Genomic DNA, 20,382 nt, shown 5'->3' with positions numbered 1-20,382 from the left:
CCGTCCGCGTCCGCTCCGGGAGCCCCCGCTCCCGGGGCCGCCCCCTCCCTTGGTCGGGGTGGCGTCCTCCATCCGGAGGACACGGGTGCGACCCGGCGGCCGATACCCCGGGGGTCCCGCCCGCGGGAGAGTCGGTGGCATGAGCGAGACAGCGATCGAGGTCCACGGCCTCCGCAAGAAGTACGGCGACGACGAGGCCGTCGCCGGAGTCGACCTGAGCGTCCGGCGCGGCGAGGTCTTCGCCCTCCTCGGCCCCAACGGCGCGGGCAAGTCCACCACGGTCGAGATCCTGGAGGGCTTCCGTCGCCGCGACGACGGCACCGTCCGCGTACTGGGCGAGGACCCCGGCGCCGCCGGTCGCCGGTGGCGCTCGCGTATCGGGGTGGTGTGGCAGGGGGAGACGCTGATCCCCCAGCTGTCCGTGCGCGAGGTGGTCCGCCACTTCGCGGGCTACTACCCCGCCCCCCGCGACCCCGACGCGGTGGTCGACCTGGTCGGTCTGGGCGGGAAGTCCCGGGCGCGGGTCACGTCCCTGTCCGGCGGCCAGCGCCGCCGCCTGGACGTGGCCCTGGGCATCATCGGCAGGCCGGAACTGCTCTTCCTGGACGAGCCCACCACCGGCTTCGACCCCGGGGCCCGGCGCGACTTCTGGACGCTGATCGGCGACCTGGCCCGGGGCGGCACCACCATCGTCCTGACCACGCACTACCTGGAGGAGGCCGAGGCGCTCGCCGACCGCGTGTGCGTGGTCGCGCGCGGCAGGGTGCGCGCGCAGGGATCCCCCGCCACCCTGGGCGGGCGCGCCTCGGCCCGGGCCACCGTCGGCTGGACGGTCGACGGGCAGCGCCGCGAGACCCGCACCGACGAGCCCGCCCGGGTGGTGGGCGAGCTGTCCGCCCTGTTCTCCGGTGAGGTCCCGGGGTTGAGCGTGCACCGCCCCACCCTGGAGGACGTCTACCTGGGCCTGATCGGCGAGGAGGACCGGAACCGCGGGGAGGGCGACGGCAGGGACGGCCGCCCCGCCCAGAGGAAGGTGTCCGCGTGAGCACCGCGACCGACCGCACTCCCACCGACCCCGCCGTGCCGGCCCCCTCCGGACGCCTGCCCGGCGCGCTGCGCGTCGGGCTGTCCCGGGGCTGGCTGGAGGTCCGCGAGTTCACGCACGAGTGGGAGAGCGTGATCTTCACCTTCTCCCTGCCCGCGCTGATCCTGGTCATGTTCTCGTCGATCTTCGACGGCATGTTCGACATGGGCATGCCCGCCGTGGACTACTACCTGCCGGGCCTGGTGGCGATGGGCCTGATGTCGGTCAGCTTCCAGCAGCTGGGCCTGGGCATCGCCAACGAGCGCGAGCGGGGCGGTCTGCGCCGCCTGCGCGGCACGCCGATGCCCCCGACCGCCTACTTCGTCGGCAAGACCGTGGTGGTGCTGTTCCTGGCCCTGGGCCAGCTGGTCCTGCTGCTGGGCGTGGCCGTCCTGGCCTTCGGGGCGCGCATGCCCGACGGGCCCGCCGCCTGGGCGACGCTCGGGTGGGTGTTCGTGCTGGGCACCGTCTCCTGCTCGCTGCTGGGCATCGCGGTCAGCTCCCTGGCCCGCAACGTCCGCTCCGCCTCCGGCATCGTGGTCGTGCCCTTCCTGATCCTGCAGTTCATCTCGGGGATCTTCGTGCCCGTCGTCGCCCTGCCCGACTGGGTGCTCGACGCCGCCGCGCTCTTCCCGCTGATGTGGATGGCGCAGGGCCTGCGCGCGGCGTTCTTCCCCGCCGAGATGGCCGCCCTCGAACCCGGCGGTTCGTGGGACCTGTCCGGGGTCGCCCTCGCGCTGGGCGTGTGGTGTGTGGTGGGCTTGGCGCTGGTACTGCTGACGTTCCGGTGGAAGACGCGGAAGGACGGGTGATCGCCGTGGCCGCACGGGCTCCGGGGGGCGGCCACGCCACGCCCGCGCCGTCCCCCGGGCCCGGCGGCGCCCCGTCCGGGGAAGGCGCCCCGGCCGGGGAGGAGGGGCGCGACGAACGGCACGCCTGGGACCTGGGCGTGTGGTGGGACGTGTACTTCACCTCCGTGATGGCCGCCATGGCGGCCATCGCGCTGGTCACCAGCGACCCCTTCTGGCGGTGGCCGCTCGTGGGGCTCATGGCCGCGGTGACGGCCGTGTACTACCTGTTCGCCAGGCGGTTGGTGATGCGCGAGGAGCGGATCCGCCCGGCGGTCCTCATGGCCGTCCTGCTCGTGCTGTGCCTGCCCGCGGTGACGGTCAACCCCGCCCTGACCTTCCTGGTCGTGGCGGTGGCCCCGCTGTGCTTCATCACCTCCCCGGTCCCGGCCGCCGTCTCGACGGTAGGCGCGATCCTGCTGGTCCCGATGCCGCTGCGCGGCCTGCTCGGGCTGAGCGAGTGGGACGACATCGCCGTCAACCTCCTGATCAACGGCGTGATGGTGGGCTACACGCTGTGGTTCGGCGGCTGGCTGGGACGGATCATCGAGCAGAGCTACGAGCGGGCCAACCTGATCAGGGAACTGCGCGAGAGCCGCCTGGAGGTCGTGCGGCTGTCGGAGGAGACCGGGGCCATGGCCGAGCGCGAGCGCCTGGCCCGCGAGGTGCACGACACCCTGGCCCAGGGCTTCACCAGCATCGTCGCGCTGACCCAGGCGGTGGAGTCGGAGATGGACTCCGACCCGGAGCTGGCCCGGCGCCACCTCGCCCTGATGCGCGAGACCGCCGCCGAGAACCTCGCCGAGGCGCGGGCCATGGTGGCCGCCCGCCAGCCGGTGGGCCTGGACAGCCAGACCCTGGAGGCCGCCCTGGACAGGATCGCCTCCCGGCTGGGCGGCGAGCTCGGCGTCCCCGTGGACACCGAGGTGCTCGGCGCCCCGACCGCCCTGTCCAACGACCTGCAGATCTGTCTGCTGCGCACCGCGCAGGAGGCCCTGGCCAACGTCCGCAGGCACGCCCGGGCCGGGCACGTGCGGGTGGCCCTGGAGTACACGCGGGCCCCCGACGGGAGCCCCGGTCCGGTGGAGCTGACCGTCGCCGACGACGGCGTCGGCTTCGACCCCGGGCGGACCGCGCCCGGGAACGGGCTGGCGAACATGCGGCGCCGGGCCGACGACGCCGGAGGCGCCGTGGAGGTCGGCAGCGCCCCCGGGCGCGGCACCCGCGTCCGGATGTCGCTGCCCCTGCCCCCGCAGACCCCCCGAGGCGACGAGGAGTGCGCACCGTGATCCGTGTCCTGCTGGTCGACGACCACCCGGTGGTCCGCGAGGGTATCCGCGGCATGCTCGCCGCCGAGGCCGACCTCACCGTCGTGGGCGAGGCCGCCTCCGGCCCCGAGGCGGTCGTGCGGACGGCCGAACTGGAGCCGGACGTGGTGCTGATGGACCTGCGCATGCCCGGTGGAGACGGCGTGGAGGCCACCGGGCGCATCAGCGCCGAGCGGCCCGGCGCGCACGTGCTGGTGCTCACCACCTACGACACCGACGCCGACATCCTGCGCGCGGTGGAGGCGGGCGCCACCGGGTACCTGCTCAAGGACACGCCGCGCGCGGAGCTGGCCGAGGCCGTGCGCGCCGCGGCGCGCGGGGAGACCGTCCTGACCGGACGGCTGGCGGGCAGGCTGTTCACCGGCATGCGCCGGCGCGGAGAGCCCGCCGCCGTGCTGTCGCCCCGCGAGGTGGAGGTGCTGCGCCTGGCCTCCGAGGGGCGCACCAACGCGGCGATCGGGCGAGCCCTGCACATCAGTCCGACTACGGTCAAGACCCACCTGATGCGGGTCTACGACAAGCTCGGCGTGGGCGACCGGACGTCGGCGGTGAGCCAGGCGATCCGACGCGGGCTGCTCCCCGAGGACTGACCCCGGGCCGCGGTGCCGGGTCTCGGGGATCTCTGGGGGATTTTCCCCGATGCGGCACACCGCGCGGCGCCGGGAGAATGGTTCTATGGTGGAAGCAATGAGCGAGATCACTCCCCCCGAGCGCGGTCGGATGCGCGCCTCCGACGCCGACCGCGACTCCGTCGCGCACCGCCTGCGTGAAGCCCTCGCCGAGGGGCGCCTGGACCCGGACGAGCACAGCGAGCGGCTCGACGCGGTCTACCGGGCCAAGACCGTCGGCGAGCTGGTCCCCCTCACCGAGGACCTCCCGGCGCCGAACGCTCCCGGCGCCTCCGTGGCCCCCACCGACTTCCGTTCGCCCCGGCCGCTCTACGGCGGCGGCCGGGTCGTGGACCAGGAACCCACCAGCCGGGCCGCGGTCGTCGTCCTGGGTGGTGCCGCCCGGTCGGGCAACTGGGTCGTGCCGGGCGCCTTCACCGCCTTCGCGGCGCTGGGCGGGATCGACCTGGACCTGCGCGAGGCCCGGTTCACCCAGCGCGAGACCACCATCTGGGTCTGCGCCGTCATGGGCGGGGTGGGCATCACCGTGCCCGACGACGTGCAGGTGCGGGTGCACGGCCTGCCGCTCATGGGAGGCTTCGGCGTCTCCGAGAACACCCCCAGCGTGGTGGACCCGGACGCGCCGATCGTGCACGTGCGGGGCATCGCCGTGATGGGCGGGGTGGGCGTCGAGTACAAGCCGCGCAAACACCAGGACGAGGAGTAGGCCCGCCTCCCCGGGCGGGCACGGGTCGACGAGACGTTCTGCTCACGCGGGGCCGTCCATGGAACCACACTGCCACCCCATGCGTAAGGTCTGTGGCTGATTGTGGCAATTGTGGTCATCGGTCCTTGCCCGGAGCACCTCCGCGGTGTCAGGCTGCACCGGTACTTCGCCTACCCAAGGTGTCCATCCCCCGACTCCCAGGAGCGGTGGACCCCCGCACTCCGGAGGAAGATCCTTGCGCACCAGTTCCGAAGGGAAGCCGCCGCGTGGAGCGGCCGCCCCCGCCTCCCGGCGCCGCGCCGCCACGGCCGGCGCCGCGGCCGTGCTGATGGCCGTCGCCGCCCTGGCGTCCTCCCCCGCCCACGCCGAACCCGGGCCGCCCGGGCACGCCGGGCCCCCGGACCACTCCGGAGCCCCCGGGCACGCGGGGCCGCCCGCGCACGCGGGCAGGCCGGGCGAGGACCCGCCGCTGTCGGAGCGGGTGAGTGCGGAGGCCATCCGCGAGCACCTGGAGAACCTCGACACCATCGCCGAGTACAACGGCGGCAACCGGGCCACGAACACCCCCGGCTACGACGTCGCCGCCCTCTACATCGAGGACCAGCTGGAGCGCGCCGGGTACGAGCCCTACCGGCACGAGTACGAGTACGAGCTGTGGCGGGAGAACTCCCCGGCCGTCCTCGCCCAGACCGCGCCGGAGCAGGTCGCCTACGAGGCCGAGACCGACTACGCGACCATGAGCTACTCCGGCTCGGGCGACGTCACCGCCCCGGCGGTGGCCGTCAACGCCGACAGCGCCGCGAGCGGCTGCTCCCCCGACGACTTCGCCGACTTCCCCGAGGGCGCGGTCGCGATCACCGTGCGCGGCACCTGCCCGTTCTCGGACAAGGTGGACAACGCCGCCGCCGCGGGGGCCGCGGCCGCCCTGGTGGTCAACAACGAGGACGAGGTCTTCCTGGGCACCGTGGGCGAGCACTCGGCCATCCCCGCCCTGGGCGTGTCCGGAACGCTGGGCGCGGAGCTGCTGGCCGCCGAGGGCCTGGAGCTGCGGGTGAGCGTGGACGCCGAGGTCAGCAACGAGACCTCCTACAGCGTCCTGGCCGAGACCCCGGGCGGCCGGGACGACAACGTGGTGGTCGTGGGCGGCCACCTGGACAGCGTCGAGGACGGCCCCGGCATCAACGACAACGGCAGCGGCGCGGCCTTCCTGCTGGAGACCGCCATCCAGCTGGCCGAGCAGGAGGAGCCCGACAACAAGGTGCGGTTCGCCTTCTGGGGCACCGAGGAGGAGGGCCTGGTCGGTTCCACCCGGTACGTGGAGGACCTGACCGCGCAGGAGGTCGAGGACATCGCCCTCTACCTCAACTTCGACATGATCGGCTCGCACAACTACGGCCGGTTCGTGCTGGACGGCCGGATGGAGCTGCCCGGGTCCGTGGCCGCCCCGTCGGGCTCCGGCGCGATCGCGAAGGTCTTCGAGGACTACTTCGCCGCCCAGGACCAGGTCAGCGAGCCCGGCGTGCTGAGCGGGCGCAGCGACTACCAGGCCTTCATGACCGCGGGCATCCCGTCGGGCGGCCTGTTCAGCGGCGCCGACGGCGTCAAGACCGAGGAGCAGGTCGAGTGGTACGGCGGTACGGCGGGCGAGCAGTTCGACCCGTACTACCACACCGCCGACGACACCATGGAGCACATCAACTGGGACTCGGTGGCCGAGCTGTCGGCGGCCGGTGCGCACGGCGTGGAGTTCTTCGCCGAGAGCACCCTGCCGGTGAACGGTGTGCTGCGCACGACGGCCGCGCCCGACTTCCCGCGCCTGGGCGACGGCTGGCTCAGGTAGTCCGCGCACGATCCGTGTGAGGGGCGTACGCCCCCCGCGCAACAGGGCGGGCGGCGTGAACCCCCCGGTTCCACGCCGCCCGCCGCGGTGTCTCCCCCTCCGCGGTTCCCGGATGACCCCCTCTCGCATCCGGGTACCGCACATGGACACCACGGGCAACTACTTTCGGTAGCCCCCTGGATCCCCAATGTATCAGTGAGTTGCATCACCTTCACACGCTGATATGGAACAGTTATCCTCCGTCACGCCAGGTGCTCCGGCCCACCGCAGCACCCGCCGGAGCGCGGCCGAACCCTAGGGTGGAGGGCATGACCAAACGGGACACCGACAAGCCGGTCGTGCTGTCGAAGATCTACACGCGCACCGGCGACTCCGGGACGACGGCGCTCGGCGACATGAGCCGGACCGGCAAGAACGACACGCGCCTGGTGGGCTACGCCGACACCGAGGAGGCCAACGCCGCGATCGGCACCGCCCTGGCGCTGGGCGAGCTGCCCGACGACGTCCGGGACCTGCTCGGACGGATCCAGAACGAGCTGTTCGACCTGGGCGCCGACCTGTCCACGCCGATCGTGCCCGACCCGGAGTACCCGCCGCTGCGGGTCCTGCCCGAGTACGTCACCCGACTGGAGGAGGCCTGCGACGCCTACAACGCCGACCTGCCCACCCTGCGCAGCTTCATCCTGCCCGGGGGCTCCCCCACCGTGGCGCTCATGCACACCGCCCGGATCGTGGTCCGGCGGGCCGAACGCAGCGTGTGGGCGGCCGTCGAGGAGCACGGCGAGACCGTCAACCCGCTCACCGCCCAGTACCTCAACCGGCTCTCCGACCTGCTGTTCATCCTCGGCCGGTACGTCGCCCGGGAGGGCGACGAGGTCCTGTGGAAGCCCGGCGGCGAACGCTGACGCCCGCTGCCCGCCGCGGCCTCCGGGCCGCGCCCGGCCGCCCGTCCGCACCCCGAGGGGTCCCGCTCCGCGTGAGCGGGACCCCTTCGCGCTCCCCACGCCGCCCCGGGCCGCCCGCGCCCCGGAACGCCGTCCCAGTGGGCGTCCGCGACCTGCGCGGACGGAAATCGTCCGGTGGGACGCGTGTCTTCGGCCGGACTGGGGTTATGGGTTCTGGACACGGGAACGGACGAAGGAAGGAACGCAGATGACCACCGGAGCCAGACCGGCGACCGTCACCGCGGTCTTCGTGCTACTGGTCCTGATCGCGGTCTACCAGATCATCATGAGCCTGATGGCCCTCGTCGGCGCCACCGCCATGGCCACCGTCCCGATGATCGCCGAGGGCGCTCAGGTGCCCGTCTGGGCAGTGCTGACCGGCGCGGCCGTCGGCCTGGTCTACGGCGCGCTGTCGGCCGTCCTGGCCGTCATGGTCAACCGGAACCGCGGCGGCGTGCGCACCTCGGTGACCGCGGTCAACGCGGTCTACGCCGTCGTGATCCTGGCCCTGCTGCTCACCCAGGTCAGCGGGGTCCCCGAGATCGTCGCGGCGCTCTTCGCCGTCACCGTGGCGGTCCTGGCCAACACCGCGACCGCCAGGGAGTACTTCTCCGGCGCCGCGGTCCCGTCCGGACACGCCCACCCGCAGGTCGGCTGACCGCCCCCTGACCGCGCCCGGCCCGGCACCCTCCCACGGGCCGGGCGCGCCCCCGTCCGCACCGTTCGGTCGGCCCGGCGGCAGGGGCTAACGCTCCGCCTCCCCCGCCGCGGTCCGGGAGCGGCGCAGCAGGGCGCCGCCCACCTGGGGCAGGACGAGCACGCTCAGCACGCCCGCGCCCAGAAGCGCGGCGGCGGTGGCGCCGTCGAGGGCGCCCGTGTCGGTCCCGATCGTCGCCAGGACCGCGATCAGGGGCAGCGCGGTCGCCGAGAACAGCGCCAGGGGGAGCCGCTGGCGCCCGGGGACGTCGCCCCGCGACAGCAGGTACTCGGGGCCGCCCCGCACGACCAGGAAGGCCGCCAGCAGCAGGGGGACCAGCAGCAGCGCCACCGGGTCGGCCAGCAGGGCCGACAGGTCGAAGCGCACCCCCGTCACCACGAAGAACACCGGTATCAGGAAGCCGAAACCGACGGCGTCCATCTTCGACTCCACCCGCTCGACCGAGCCCGGATGGTGGGTGGTGAACATCAGCCGCACGATGATCCCCGCCGCGAAGGCGCCCAGCAGCGCGTCCAGCCGCAGGCTCGCCGCCAGCCACACGAACAGCACGATCACCAGGATGCACAGGCGCACGGCCACCTGGGTGCTGGAGCCGAGGGTGGCCCGGATGAGCCGCGTCAGCCGCTCCGAGGGCGGACGGGTCGCGCGCCAGGCCGAGAGACCAGCGAGGACGAAGAACCCGACCAGCAGCAGCGTCGCCTCCAACGGGCGGTAACCGCTGAGCAGCAGGGTGATCAGCACGATCGGCCCGAACTCCCCCATCGTCCCGGACGCCATGAAACGGGCACCGAAGGCGCCCTCCAGCCCCCCGGAGTCCCGCAGGATGGGCAGCACCGTGCCCAGCGCGGTGGTGATCAGGGCCAGACCGATGATCAGGGCCGTCTGGGAGGCGCCGAACAGGGCCCACCCCGTCCCCATCCCGAGGGCGACCGAGCACAGCCAGGCCAGCGCCGCCCGTCGCAGCGGCCTGCCCCTGATCCGCGCGAAGTCGACCTCGTACCCGGCCATGAACATGAGCAGCGCGAGCCCGAGGTCGGCAAGCATCGCCACCGTCTCGGTCTCGCGGACCAGCCCGAGGAGGGAGGGCCCCAGGACGATGCCGAAGACGATCTCCAGCACGACCGAGGGGACGACCACGAACGCGGCCAGCCGGTCGGTGACCAGCGGGGCGAGGAAGGCCGCCATGAGGATCAGGAGCAGCATGCCCAGTGTCTGCGCGGCGTCGCCTTCCATGTCCCCCCCGTTCCGCGGAGCGGGGCCGCTCCGGCCGTGGGCACACTATGCGCGGTCGGCGCGGCACGGCGGCAGACACGCGGGCACGGGAGGCACACACGCGGCGCGGCCGCGGCCCGGGGCCGGGAGGGCGGGGGCGCCGGACACTCCGGGACGAGGGCGGCCCCGGCCCCTCAGCACTCGGGCGGGAACTCCTCCTCCGGGACGAACTCCGCCTCGGCCGACCCCCCGGCGGCGGCGTACACGCCCTGCTCCTCGGCCAGCACCCCGGTCGTGAACGCGACCGTGCCGATGTCGTGCTCGGTCTCCTCGCCCGGCGGGGCCTCCCGCGAGCCGATTCCGACCGTGTACTCCTCCCCCTCCGACTCCGGGACCAGACGGTAGACCTGCCGTCCGTCGCCGTCGGTGATCCGCCAGGCGTCACCGGGGGCGGCCAGGTCCACCTCGGTCCGGTTGCCGTCGAAGTCGCGGGTGGCGATCAGGTGGATCCGCTGTCCGCCGCCGGTCAGGTCGATCTGGCGGGGGGAGGCGTCACCGCACCAGGCCACGACCAGCACGGGGAACACGTGCGCGGCGGAGAAGTGGCCCGTGGCCACGGCGCCGACGTGGCCGCCCGAGGGCTGGCAGGCGGCGAGCAGGGGGACGAGGAGGGCGGGGCCCAGGAGCCGGGGAAGTCGCGAGGCGAGCATGGAACCGCATCCTGCCGTGTCCGGCCGCCCAGGGGAAGAGGACACGGGGCACGGCCGCGCCGCGCCCCGCGAAAGGCCCGGTCTCAGGCGTCGCCGAGTTCGCGTTCGACGGCCTCGACCTTGCTGCGCAAGCCGTCGGTGACGCCCTCGCGGACGTCGGCCTTGAGGGTGAGGCTGACCCGGGAGGCGCCCTCCCCCGCGGCCTGCACGGCGCGCTTGACGACGTCCATGACCTCGTCCCACTCACCCTCGACGCTGGTGAACATGGCGGAGGTCTCGTTGGGCAGTCCGCTCTCCCGGACCACCCGCACCGCGCGTGCGACGGCGGGGGCGACGGACTCACCGGTTCCGAGAGGGGCGACGGAGAAAGCGACGATCGTACTCATGTCGGCCATGCTAGGCACACGGGGGCGCGCGGGAGAACCACCCACGCGCAAACTCAGCTCTCCCAGTGCGTTCCCGGGGGCATCGACTCCAGCCACGACAGGAAGCCGGTCTGGGTGCCCTCGCCCATGGCGATCTCGTAGGCCGCCTCGCGGGGGTCGGAGCCGTCGGCGAGCAACCAGCCCACCTGGAGCACCGTGAGGTCCGCGGGCAGGCCCTCGTCCCCGGCGGGGGCGCGCCGCCCCACGACGACGAGACCGCGGCGCGACAGCCTGGCTGTCGGCCGCGGTCTGAGGGAGAAGATCGGGAACCAGCCCAGGTTCTCCGTGCCGTACCGGCCGAAGCCGATACGCCAGGACCCCCTGCGGCCCCGCGCCCCGACGGCGCGCAGGTAGCACTCCACCGCGCCGCCGCGCCGTACGAGGATCCAGCGGCGCAGGGTGACGGCGAGCGCCAGCGCCAGCAGGACGACGAGCAGGGCGAGGAACACCCACAGCGCGGACTCCCACCAGGGTGCTCCGGGCCGGAGCCGTTGCATGCCCACCACTCGTCCCGCCGTCCTACGCTAGGCGACTTCCTCGCCCGCGGCCCGCAGACGGCTGCGGGCACGGCCCAGGGCGACGTTGTCGCCGGACTCGGCCGCGCCCTTCAGCGCCGTACGCGCGCGGTCCACATCGATGTCCTCGGCGAGCTCGGCGGTCTCGGCGAGGATGGAGACGCGTCCCTCACCCGAGACCGAGACGAACCCGCCGTGCGCGGCGGCCCGGACCTCGCCGGTCTCCCGCGCGCCCAGCACGCGGACGACCGCGTCGTGGGCGAGCAGCGACAGCACCGGGACGTGCCCGGGCTGGACACCCATCTCACCCTCGACGGTCTTCGCGATGACCATGTCGCCCTCGCCCGCCCAAATCTCACGTTCGGGCGAGACGATCTCGACGAAAAGCTTCTTCGACACTGCCACAAACTCCTCGGCTAGCGGGTGATTCGGCCGGGCCGGTCCCCGACCGCTGTCGGGGACCGGCCCGGCCGGAGAACTAACCCTGCAGCTTCTTGGCCTTCTCGACGGCCATGTCGATGTTGCCGACGTCGAGGAACGCCTGCTCGGGCAGGTGGTCGTACTCACCGTCGCACAGGCCCTTGAAGGAGGCGATGGTCTCCTCCAGGGGGACGAACACGCCCGGGGTGCCGGTGAACTTCTCGGCCACGAACATGTTCTGCGACAGGAAGCGCTCGATCCGGCGCGCCCGGTTGACGACGATCTTGTCCTCCTCGGACAGCTCGTCCATACCGAGGATGGCGATCTGGTCCTGGAGGTCGTTGTTGCGCTGGAGGATCTCCTTGACGCGCTGGGCCACCTGGTAGTGCTCCTCGCCCACGTACTGCGGGTCGAGGATGCGGGAGGTGGAGGTCAGCGGGTCCACCGCCGGGTAGATGCCCTTCTGCGAGATCGGGCGGGAGAGCTCGGTCGTCGCGTCCAGGTGGGCGAAGGTGGTTGCCGGAGCCGGGTCGGTGTAGTCGTCCGCGGGCACGTAGATCGCCTGCATCGAGGTGATCGAGTGGCCGCGGGTCGAGGTGATCCGCTCCTGGAGCTGGCCCATCTCGTCCGCCAGGTTGGGCTGGTAGCCCACGGCCGAGGGCATGCGGCCCAGCAGCGTGGAGACCTCCGAACCCGCCTGGGTGAAACGGAAGATGTTGTCGATGAACAGCAGCACGTCCTGCTTCTGGACGTCGCGGAAGTACTCCGCCATCGTCAGAGCGGACAGGGCCACCCGCAGACGGGTGCCCGGGGGCTCGTCCATCTGGCCGAAGACGAGGGCGGTGTCCTGGAGGACCTCCATCTCGTCCATCTCCAGGAAGAGGTCCGTACCCTCACGGGTGCGCTCGCCGACACCGGCGAACACGGACACACCACCGAAGTTGCGGGCGATACGCGTGATCATCTCCTGGATGAGCACGGTCTTGCCCACACCGGCGCCGCCGAACAGGCCGATCTTGCCACCGCGCACGTACGGGGTGAGCAGGTCGATGACCTTGATGCCCGTGACCATCATCTCGGTCTTGGACTCGAGCTGGTCGAAGGCCGGGGCCTTGCGGTGGATCGGCCAGCGCTCGGTGACGCCCAGCTCCGCGGTCGGCACGTCCAGGGACTCGCCCAGGGTGTTGAACACGTGGCCCTTGACGACGTCGCCGACGGGCACGCTGATGGGCGCGCCGGTGTCGCGCACCTCGGCGCCGCGGACGAGGCCGTCCTGGGGGGCCAGGGAGACCGTGCGCACGAGGTTGTCACCCAGGTGCTGGGCGACCTCCATCGTGATGGTCTTGGCCTTGCCGCCGATGGTCACGTCGGTGTGCAGGGCGTTGTAGATGGCAGGCAGGGAGCCGACGGGGAACTCCACGTCGACGACCGGGCCGGTGACCCGGGAGATCCGGCCGGTGGCGGTGCCAGCCCCAGCCGTCCCTTCAACTGTCGCAGTCACTTTTGTTACTCACTTCCCGCGCTGGCAGCAGCGAGCGCGTCGGCACCGCCGACAATCTCACTGAGCTCATTGGTGATCTCAGCCTGACGTGCCTGGTTGGCCAGACGGGTCAGGTTCTTGGCGAGTTCCTCGGCGTTGTCCGTGGCCGCCTTCATGGCGGCGCGGCGGGAGGCCTGCTGGGAGGCGGACGACTCCAGGAGCGAGAAGTAGATCCTGTTGACGACGTACTGCGGCAGCAGCTGGTCCAGGACCTCCTCCGCCGAGGGCTCGAACTCGTACAGCGGAAGCGGCTCGCTCCCGTGCACGGCCTCCAGCTCGGAGCTGTCGACCTCCTCCACCTCCAGCGGCAGGGCCCGGACGGCCCCCGCGCGCTGGGTCAGCATCGAGACGAACTCCGTGGAGACCACGTGGATCTCGTCGACCCCGCCGTCGGCGGCGTCGGCGGAGAACTTCTCCATGAGGGCGGAGCCGATCTCCTGGGCGTGCGCGTAGGTGGGGCGCTCGGTGAAGCCCTCCCACTGCGCCTCGAGGGGGCGGTCGCGGAACTTGTAGAAGCCCACGCCCTTGCGGCCCACCATGTAGGTGAGGACCTCCTTGCCCTGCTCGCGCAGGAGCTGGGTGAGGGAGTCCGCCTCCTTGAGCACGTTGGTCGAGAAGGCGCCCGCCAGGCCCTTGTCGCTGGTGATGACCAGGACGGCGGCGCGGGTGGGGTTCTCGGCCTCGGTCAGCAGAGGGTGATCGGTCACCCGGCTGGCCAGGGCCGAGACCGCCCGGGTGATCTCCCGCGCGTAGGGCCCAGCAGCCTCCGCCGCACGCTGCGCCTTGGTGATGCGCGTCGTGGCGATGAGCTCCATCGCGCGGGTGATCTTCGCCATCGACTTCGTCGAGCGGATCCTCCGGCGATAGACGCGAAGCTGTGCACCCATGGGTTACTTCCCGCCCTTGGCGACCTTGATGGTCTCCTGGCCGACCTTCTCCTCGTCCAGCGCCTCGGCCTCGGCCTCGGTGCCCAGGAGGGTCCCGGCGGAGGTCTGGAAGCCCTGCTTGAACTTCTCCAGCGCCGAGTCGAGGGACTTCTCGGTCTCGTCCTCGAACTTGCCGCTCTCGCGGATGGTGTCGAGGATGCCCTGGTGCTCGCGGCTCAGGTGGTCGAGGAAGTCCTCCTCGAAGCGGCGCACGTCCTCGACCGGGACGTCGTCGACGCGGCCGGTGGTGCCGGCCCAGATCGAGACGACCTGCTTCTCCATGGAGAACGGCGAGTACTGGCCCTGCTTGAGGAGCTCCATCAGGCGGGCACCGCGCTCCAGCTGCTGCTTGGAGACGGCGTCCAGGTCCGAACCGAAGGCGGAGAACGCCTCCAGCTCGCGGTACTGGGCCAGGCCCAGCCGCAGGGTGCCCGAGACCTTCTTCATGGCCTTGGTCTGCGCGGCGCCACCGACACGGGAGACCGACACACCGACGTTGATCGCCGGGCGCTGGCCCTGGTTGAACAGGTCCGACTCCAGGAAGACCTGGCCGTCGGTGATGGAGATGACGTTGGTGGGGATGTACGCCGAGACGTCGCCCGCCTTGGTCTCGATGATCGGCAGGGCGGTCATCGACCCCTTGCCCATCTCGTCGGAGAGCTTGGCGCAGCGCTCCAGCAGCCGGGAGTGCAGGTAGAAGACGTCACCGGGGTAGGCCTCGCGGCCCGGCGGGCGGCGCAGCAGCAGCGACACCGCACGGTAGGCCTCGGCCTGCTTGGTGAGGTCGTCGAAGACGATGAGGACGTGCTTGCCCTCGTACATCCAGTGCTGGCCCAGGGCCGAGCCGGTGTAGGGGGCCAGGTACTTGAAGCCGGCCGCCTCGGACGCCGGGGCGGCGACGATGGTGGTGTACTCCATCGCGCCGGCCTCTTCGAGGGCGCCACGCACACCGGCGATGGTCGAGCCCTTCTGGCCGATCGCGACGTAGATGCAGCGCACCTGCTTGTCGGGGTCGCCCGACTCCCAGTTGGCCTTCTGGTTGATGATCGCGTCGATGCAGACCGCGGTCTTGCCGGTCTGGCGGTCGCCGATGACCAGCTGGCGCTGGCCGCGGCCGACCGGGGTCATCGAGTCGATCGCCTTGATACCGGTCTGGAGCGGCTCGTGGACGGGCTTGCGCTCCATCACGGTCGCCGCCTGGAGCTCCAGCTCACGGCGTTCGGTGGACTCGATCTCACCCTTGCCGTCGATGGGGGCGCCCAGGGGGTCCACCACGCGGCCGAGGAAGTTGTCACCCACCGGCACCGAGAGGAGCTGGCCGGTGCGGCGCACCTTCTGGCCCTCCTCGATGCTGGTGAAGTCACCCAGCACGACGACACCGATCTCACCGATCTCGAGGTTCTGGGCCAGGCCCAGGGTGCCGTCCTCGAACTGGAGCAGCTCGTTCGCCATCGCCGAGGGAAGGCCACCGACGCGGGCGATGCCGTCACCGGAGTAGGTGACGGTACCGACCTCTTCCGCGCGGGTGGCTTCAGGCTCGTACGACTGGACGAAGCGCTGTAGCGCGTCCCGGATCTCGTCCGGCCGGATCGTCAGCTCCGCCATCTCTACGTTGTCCTTGCTCTCAAATGGCGCCGGGCTGGCGCCGTGCGTGCTTGCCTTGCGTTCTGTCAGCCGGCCAGGCGGCGTTGGGCCTCGGCGATACGCCCGGCGATGGTCCCGTCGATGACCTCGTCACCCACCTGGATGGACAGGCCACCCACGATCTCGGGGGCGACCTCGATGTTGAGGTGGATGTCGCGGCCGTAGGCGCGCGAGAGCGCGGCTCCGAGCCGGGACTGCTGTTGCTCGCTCAGGGCGACGGCGCTGCGGACGACGGCGACGTAGCGCTTGGCGCGCTCGGCGACGAGTTGTCCGAAGTTGTCCAGCGCCTGCTCCAGGGTACGTCCCCTGGGTCGGGCGACCGCTTCACCGACCAGGACCAGCGTCGCGGGGTGCACCTTGCCCGAGAGCAGGTTCTCCACGAGGGAGAGGCGCAGCTCGGGGGCGGCCCCGTCACGGGTGAGGGCGTCGCGGAGCGCGGGCTGGGCGATGACGATCCGCTGGAAGCGGAACAGCTCGTCCTCCAGCTCGTCGAGCCCCGAGGCGGTCTGGAGCTGGGCGACGGTCGCGTAGACCGCCATCCGCTCCATCGCGTCCACCAGGTCGCGCGGACCCGACCACCTGGCCGAGACCACGTCACCGGCCACGAGGACCGCGGACGGCGACACCCTGCTCTCCAGGAGCTGCCCGATCAGGCCGCTCTTGGCCTCGGCCGGGTTCGCCTGGTCGGCGAGCCAGCGGCGCAGCGAGTGCTCGTTCCCCAGCAGGGCGACGACCTCGAAGAGCTCGCTGCCCAGGGAGACGCCGCTCTGCGGGGTGCCCGCCGACGCCAGGACGTTCTCGTCCAGGCGCCGGGTCACCTCGGCCAGCGACGTGCGGCTGATACCACGCATCAGCGCACCTCTGCCTGCTGCGTGCTGTCGGTCTGCTCCAGCTCGTCCAGGAACCGGTCGATGACGCGGTTCTGGGCGGCGCTGTCGCTGAGGGTCTCACCGACGATGCGGCTCGCCAGCTCGGTGGAGAGCGCACCGACCTCGTTGCGCAGCTGCACCAGGGCCTGCTGGCGGTCGGCCTCGATCTGGGCGTGGGCCGCCTCGACGATGCGTCGCGCCTCGGCCTGGGCCTCCTCGCGCGCCTCGGCGATGATCGCGGCCCGCTGCTCCTTGGCCTTCTCCAGCTCCTGGGCGTACTCGCGGTGCGATTCCTCGAGCTTCTCGCGGTACTGCTGGCGGATCACCTCGGCCTCGGCCTCGGCCTTCTTGGCGCGCTCGATGCCGCCCTCGATGGCGTCGTGACGCTCGTCGAGGACCGCCATGACCTTCGGCACCGCCTTGCGGGCGACAAAGAAGTAGACCACGGCGAGCGCGATCGCACCGAAGGTGAACTTCACCCAGTCGATCCGCAGAATGTTGTAATCGGCTGCCAACTCCACCAACATGGTCAGCCCTCCTTCGCGTCAGTTGCCATCAGATTCCGCCGGCAAACCTTGGTCAGGAACCGGTGGGGGCGGCGAAGGCGAGAACGAAGCCCAGGATGGCCAGGGCCTCGATGAGGGCGAAGCCCAGGTAGATGTTGGTCTGGAGCGGACCGCGCGCCTCGGGCTGGCGGGCGATGGCCTGCATACCGAGACCGAAGACGATACCGACACCGATACCGGCGCCGATGACGCTGATGCCGTAACCGATGGTGTTGATGTTGCCGGTGATCGCAGCGATGTCCATTGATGTTTCCTTTTACTCGACGTCCGGCGTTGCGCTTCGCAAGTGGGTCAGTTCGCCGGTGTGGACGGATCTGTGGCTTCCCACACCCCTGCCCGGCCCGGGGGGACCTGGGGGTGTGCGGGGTTCAGTGGGCCGCTTCGAGGGACTGGTTGATGTACAGGCTGGCCAGCAGCGTGAAGATGAACGCCTGGACGGCCATGATCAGGATCTCGAAGAGGAAGAAGGCCAGGTAGCCGAGCAGAGCGGCACCGGAGAAGAGCACCGAAACCGTACTCAGGACCGGTCCGGCCGTCAGGTTCAGCATGTACCAGCCGCCGTAGGCGAACACGGCGAGCAGCAGGCTGCCCGCGAACATGGTCGCGAAGAGACGGAGGGCGTGCGTCACCGGCCGGATGAGGAACACCGAGAGGATTTCGATGGGGGTGACCAGGATGTAGATCACCTTGGGCATTCCCGGGGGGAAGATCTGGTTCCGGAAATAGCCCCAGCCGCCCTGGTTGCGGATTCCGATCACGATGGTCATGACGTAGATGACCGCCGCCAGCATGGCCGTGAAGGCCAGGTTGCTGTTGACCGGCAACATACCGGGGATCAGGCCGGTGAAGTTCATGGCCAGGATCAGCGTGAACACCGCTGTCATGAACGGCAGGAACCGGTCGCCCTTGGCACCCATCGTGGGACGGGTGATCTGGTCGCGCACGAAGAGGACCAGCATCTCTCCGACGCTCTGCCTGCGCCCGGGGACGAGGCTCAGCTTGCGGCTGAACCACGACCACAGAAGCAGGACGGCACCGACCGCGACGAGCAGCAGGACCAGGTAGAGGTCGATACCCGCGCTGCCGGGGATGTTGGTATACCACGGTTCGGGGAAGAACATCCCGATCGTGGGCGGCGTGAAACCGCACCCGTTGTCACCGAACAAGTGGCAATTCGGTTCGGCCGCGAGAATGCGCACGTCAGCACTCACGGCGAATCCTTTCGTCGTGACGCAAGAAAGCCTCGTTGATGGTTGTTGCGGAGCGTTGTCGCGCGAACCGCGACGCCGGACTGGTGGGGGGACTCAGGAGCGACGGGACTTGGCGACGATCAGGTAGATCGCGCCCGCCATTCCCAGAACCGCCCCGATGGGCAGGAACAGTGCCTGGAAACCCAACAGCTCGTCCGCGGCCCAGCCGATCGCGCTCCAGACGAGCACGCCCGAGAGCAGAGTGGAGAAGAGGGCCCACCCGTCGGACTGACGCGGCACCGAATCCTCGTGCGCGTCTGTCCTCCTGGTCGGTTCGCTGCTCATCTCGCTCCGGAATATAGCATGTGAGCTCGGACGGGGACTCGGAGTCCCAGCCGTCGGGAAGCATCGTATTACGCCCGTTTCGAGGGGCACGGCCGGGGCACTCCATCACCCGTTCTCCGCGCTCTCGACCGGGTCGACGTGGAGCGTCTTCGTCCTGGAGATCGTCCAGGTCTGGCCGCCCAGCCAGGCCAGGACGACGGCCAACGCGCTGTACACGAAGGCCGGGCTGTTCAGGCTGGCCACGAAGGAGCTGTTGCCCAGGGTGACCAGGACAACGCCGAGCACCGCCATCTTGATGACGAAGCCCACGAGGTTCGCCGCGAGGAAGAGGTCCTTGTTCCGGCGGGTGACGAGGATGACGCCCGCCTGTCCCAGACCGAAGCAGCCGAGAACGACCACCGAGGCCAGCGCGGAGCCGGCCAGGCCCGGCGCACCGGCGAGAAGCGCCGATACCGCCAAGGCCAGAAGGGCGCACGCCACACCGGGAAGCGCGGCACCGCGGAAGGCCCTCCAGGCGTCGTTTTCCTGCATGGCGAAGCTCCGTCTGGGGTCGTGGTTGCCTGCTCGTGAAAGCTATCACAAGGTTTTTGGTGCTGAATCCGGGGGTTCCTTAACGCGACCTTAACGGCCCGCAAAGTGCCCGATCCAGGCGGTCTTCCACGCTCATGTCGCCTTCGCCACACCTGTTCCGCCACCGTATCCGCAGGTCAGAAGCGCCTTTCCTCGGCTCCAAGGTACGGCCCCCGAGGGCCCGCTCAGCCATCAGTTGGCGAATCGTGATCTGGGGCCGTCTTGACGCTTTCCTTGCGCCGCGGGAACAGCAGTCCGCGTCGCCGCAGGCGGGGCAGCGCGATGAGGCCAACCGCACACGTGGCCACCAGCGCGGTCACCGCCAACACGATGACCCAGGAGTCGAACACCGACAGGGCGACCGCGGCGAAGGCCACGATCCCCGCCCACAGGTACATCAGCAGCACCGCGCGCACGTGGCTGTGGCCCATGTCCAGCAGGCGGTGGTGCAGGTGGCCCCGGTCCGGCGCGAACGGGGACTTGCCCGCCAGGGTCCTGCGCACGACGGCCAGCACCAGGTCGGCCAGCGGAAGGGCGATCACCAGCAGCGGCAGCGCGATCGGCAGGAACACCACCAGGCCGGAGTTGAACCCCTCGCGCGCGGTGTTGGCGTCGAACTGTCCGGTCACCGTGATGGTGATCGAGGTCAGCAGCAGGCCCAGCAGCATGGCCCCGGTGTCGCCCATGAACACCTTGGCCGGGTGGAAGTTGTGGCAGAGGAACCCGGCGCACGTGCCCGCGAGGATGATCGCGATCATCGCCGGATAGGACTGGCGCACGAAGCCCTGCTCCACCGCGACGACGTAGTAGTAGGCGAAGAAGGCCAGGGAGGAGATGGCGACGATGCCCGCCGCCAGGCCGTCGAGGCCGTCGGCGAAGTTGACCGCGTTGATGGTCACCACGATCAGCAGGATCGAGACCATCGCGCCCAGCCACGGGCCCAGGGAGAGCTGGGTGCCGGGCAGCGGCAGCCACAGCAGCTGCACGCCCTGCCAGACCAGGATGCCCGCGGCGGCGGTCTGCCCGGCGAGCTTGCTCAGCGCGTCCATGCCCCAGCGGTCGTCGATGACGCCGACGATGGTGATGAGCCCGCCCGCGAGCAGCAGGCCCATCCAGGTGTCGGCGAGGAAGACGTCCTGGAGGTGGGGCAGCTGGGCCGAGATCAGCAGGGCGGCGGCGAACCCTCCGTAGATGGCCAGCCCGCCCAGTCGCGGGATGGGCTCGGTGTGCACGTCGCGGTCGCGCACCGGCGGCGTGGCGCCGAAGGCGATGGCGAACCGGCGCACCAGCGGAACGAGCAGGTAGGTCACCGCGGCGGCGATGACGAAGGTGAGCGCGTACTCACGCACGTCC

Annotated in this window: 23 protein-coding genes; 8 read left to right on the top strand and 15 right to left on the bottom strand. The window is 71.1% G+C overall.

Annotated features, from left to right (window positions below):
• Positions 1-139: 139 nt before the first annotated feature.
• The 8 genes from NDAS_RS01770 to NDAS_RS01735 all read left to right on the top strand — a co-directional run bounded on the left by NDAS_RS01770 (position 140) and on the right by NDAS_RS01735 (position 8,037).
• Positions 140-1,045, top strand: coding sequence for an ABC transporter ATP-binding protein (locus NDAS_RS01770; protein WP_013151404.1), 906 nt, complete (start codon positions 140-142; stop codon positions 1,043-1,045).
• On the top strand, positions 1,042-1,896 hold the full coding sequence (locus tag NDAS_RS01765; RefSeq protein ID WP_013151403.1) for an ABC transporter permease: 855 nt from the start codon (positions 1,042-1,044) through the stop codon (positions 1,894-1,896). Before NDAS_RS01770 ends, NDAS_RS01765 begins: the two co-directional genes overlap by 4 nt.
• The gene (locus tag NDAS_RS01760; RefSeq protein WP_013151402.1) at positions 1,893-3,221 is read left to right on the top strand and encodes a sensor histidine kinase; all 1,329 of its coding nucleotides are present in this window, start codon (positions 1,893-1,895) and stop codon (positions 3,219-3,221) included. Before NDAS_RS01765 ends, NDAS_RS01760 begins: the two co-directional genes overlap by 4 nt.
• A complete protein-coding gene (locus NDAS_RS01755; RefSeq protein WP_013151401.1) occupies positions 3,218-3,850 on the top strand; it encodes a response regulator in 633 nt (210 codons plus the stop codon). The genes NDAS_RS01760 and NDAS_RS01755 overlap by 4 nt, the downstream gene beginning before the upstream one ends.
• 85 nt (positions 3,851-3,935) lie before the next feature.
• A complete protein-coding gene (locus NDAS_RS01750; RefSeq protein WP_013151400.1) occupies positions 3,936-4,595 on the top strand; it encodes a DUF1707 SHOCT-like domain-containing protein in 660 nt (219 codons plus the stop codon).
• Positions 4,596-4,830: 235 nt separating this feature from the next.
• Positions 4,831-6,435: a M28 family peptidase gene (locus NDAS_RS01745; RefSeq protein WP_013151399.1), complete on the top strand. Its 1,605-nt coding sequence runs from the start codon at positions 4,831-4,833 to the stop codon at positions 6,433-6,435.
• Positions 6,436-6,743: 308 nt separating this feature from the next.
• On the top strand, positions 6,744-7,340 hold the full coding sequence (locus NDAS_RS01740) for a cob(I)yrinic acid a,c-diamide adenosyltransferase (RefSeq protein WP_013151398.1): 597 nt from the start codon (positions 6,744-6,746) through the stop codon (positions 7,338-7,340).
• 247 nt (positions 7,341-7,587) lie between these two features.
• A complete protein-coding gene (locus NDAS_RS01735; protein WP_013151397.1) occupies positions 7,588-8,037 on the top strand; it encodes a hypothetical protein in 450 nt (149 codons plus the stop codon).
• Between the two features lie 87 nt (positions 8,038-8,124).
• On the opposite strand, the gene NDAS_RS01730 is transcribed toward NDAS_RS01735, so the two are convergent.
• The 15 genes from NDAS_RS01730 to NDAS_RS01660 all read right to left on the bottom strand — a co-directional run bounded on the left by NDAS_RS01730 (position 8,125) and on the right by NDAS_RS01660 (position 20,378).
• Entirely contained in the window at positions 8,125-9,330 is a 1,206-nt protein-coding gene (locus tag NDAS_RS01730) for a cation:proton antiporter (RefSeq protein WP_013151396.1), read from the bottom strand.
• A gap of 173 nt (positions 9,331-9,503) precedes the next feature.
• Complete coding sequence (locus NDAS_RS01725; protein ID WP_013151395.1) at positions 9,504-10,019, bottom strand: hypothetical protein; 516 nt, start codon at positions 10,017-10,019, stop codon at positions 9,504-9,506.
• An 83-nt stretch (positions 10,020-10,102) separates the two neighbouring features.
• Positions 10,103-10,414, bottom strand: coding sequence for an MTH1187 family thiamine-binding protein (locus tag NDAS_RS01720; protein ID WP_013151394.1), 312 nt, complete (start codon positions 10,412-10,414; stop codon positions 10,103-10,105).
• Between the two features lie 44 nt (positions 10,415-10,458).
• The gene (locus NDAS_RS01715) at positions 10,459-10,941 is read right to left on the bottom strand and encodes a DUF2550 domain-containing protein (protein WP_013151393.1); all 483 of its coding nucleotides are present in this window, start codon (positions 10,939-10,941) and stop codon (positions 10,459-10,461) included.
• A 27-nt stretch (positions 10,942-10,968) separates the two neighbouring features.
• Positions 10,969-11,358, bottom strand: a complete 390-nt coding sequence (locus tag NDAS_RS01710) for a F0F1 ATP synthase subunit epsilon (protein WP_013151392.1) — start codon at positions 11,356-11,358, stop codon at positions 10,969-10,971.
• Positions 11,359-11,437: 79 nt separating this feature from the next.
• Entirely contained in the window at positions 11,438-12,880 is a 1,443-nt protein-coding gene (atpD, locus tag NDAS_RS01705) for a F0F1 ATP synthase subunit beta (protein ID WP_013151391.1), read from the bottom strand.
• Positions 12,881-12,885: 5 nt separating this feature from the next.
• The gene (locus NDAS_RS01700) at positions 12,886-13,806 is read right to left on the bottom strand and encodes a F0F1 ATP synthase subunit gamma (RefSeq protein ID WP_013151390.1); all 921 of its coding nucleotides are present in this window, start codon (positions 13,804-13,806) and stop codon (positions 12,886-12,888) included.
• Positions 13,807-13,809: 3 nt separating this feature from the next.
• Positions 13,810-15,450, bottom strand: coding sequence for a F0F1 ATP synthase subunit alpha (gene atpA, locus NDAS_RS01695; protein ID WP_013151389.1), 1,641 nt, complete (start codon positions 15,448-15,450; stop codon positions 13,810-13,812).
• Between the two features lie 65 nt (positions 15,451-15,515).
• Complete coding sequence (locus NDAS_RS01690; protein ID WP_013151388.1) at positions 15,516-16,340, bottom strand: F0F1 ATP synthase subunit delta; 825 nt, start codon at positions 16,338-16,340, stop codon at positions 15,516-15,518.
• Positions 16,340-16,882: a F0F1 ATP synthase subunit B gene (gene atpF / locus NDAS_RS01685; protein WP_197724865.1), complete on the bottom strand. Its 543-nt coding sequence runs from the start codon at positions 16,880-16,882 to the stop codon at positions 16,340-16,342. Before atpF ends, NDAS_RS01690 begins: the two co-directional genes overlap by 1 nt.
• A gap of 55 nt (positions 16,883-16,937) precedes the next feature.
• Complete coding sequence (gene atpE / locus NDAS_RS01680) at positions 16,938-17,168, bottom strand: ATP synthase F0 subunit C (RefSeq protein WP_013151386.1); 231 nt, start codon at positions 17,166-17,168, stop codon at positions 16,938-16,940.
• Positions 17,169-17,292: 124 nt separating this feature from the next.
• Positions 17,293-18,123, bottom strand: a complete 831-nt coding sequence (gene atpB / locus NDAS_RS01675) for a F0F1 ATP synthase subunit A (RefSeq protein WP_026338246.1) — start codon at positions 18,121-18,123, stop codon at positions 17,293-17,295.
• A gap of 105 nt (positions 18,124-18,228) precedes the next feature.
• A complete protein-coding gene (locus NDAS_RS01670) occupies positions 18,229-18,459 on the bottom strand; it encodes an AtpZ/AtpI family protein (RefSeq protein ID WP_013151384.1) in 231 nt (76 codons plus the stop codon).
• A 105-nt stretch (positions 18,460-18,564) separates the two neighbouring features.
• Complete coding sequence (locus tag NDAS_RS01665) at positions 18,565-18,990, bottom strand: hypothetical protein (RefSeq protein WP_013151383.1); 426 nt, start codon at positions 18,988-18,990, stop codon at positions 18,565-18,567.
• A 224-nt stretch (positions 18,991-19,214) separates the two neighbouring features.
• A complete protein-coding gene (locus tag NDAS_RS01660) occupies positions 19,215-20,378 on the bottom strand; it encodes an MraY family glycosyltransferase (RefSeq protein ID WP_013151382.1) in 1,164 nt (387 codons plus the stop codon).
• Positions 20,379-20,382 lie beyond the last annotated feature (4 nt).

The sequence above is a fragment of the Nocardiopsis dassonvillei subsp. dassonvillei DSM 43111 genome (assembly GCF_000092985.1).
Taxonomy (GTDB): Bacteria; Actinomycetota; Actinomycetes; order Streptosporangiales; family Streptosporangiaceae; genus Nocardiopsis; species Nocardiopsis dassonvillei.
The sequence above is the reverse complement of the archived record's forward strand: the minus strand, read 5'-3'. Positions and strand labels throughout refer to the sequence as shown.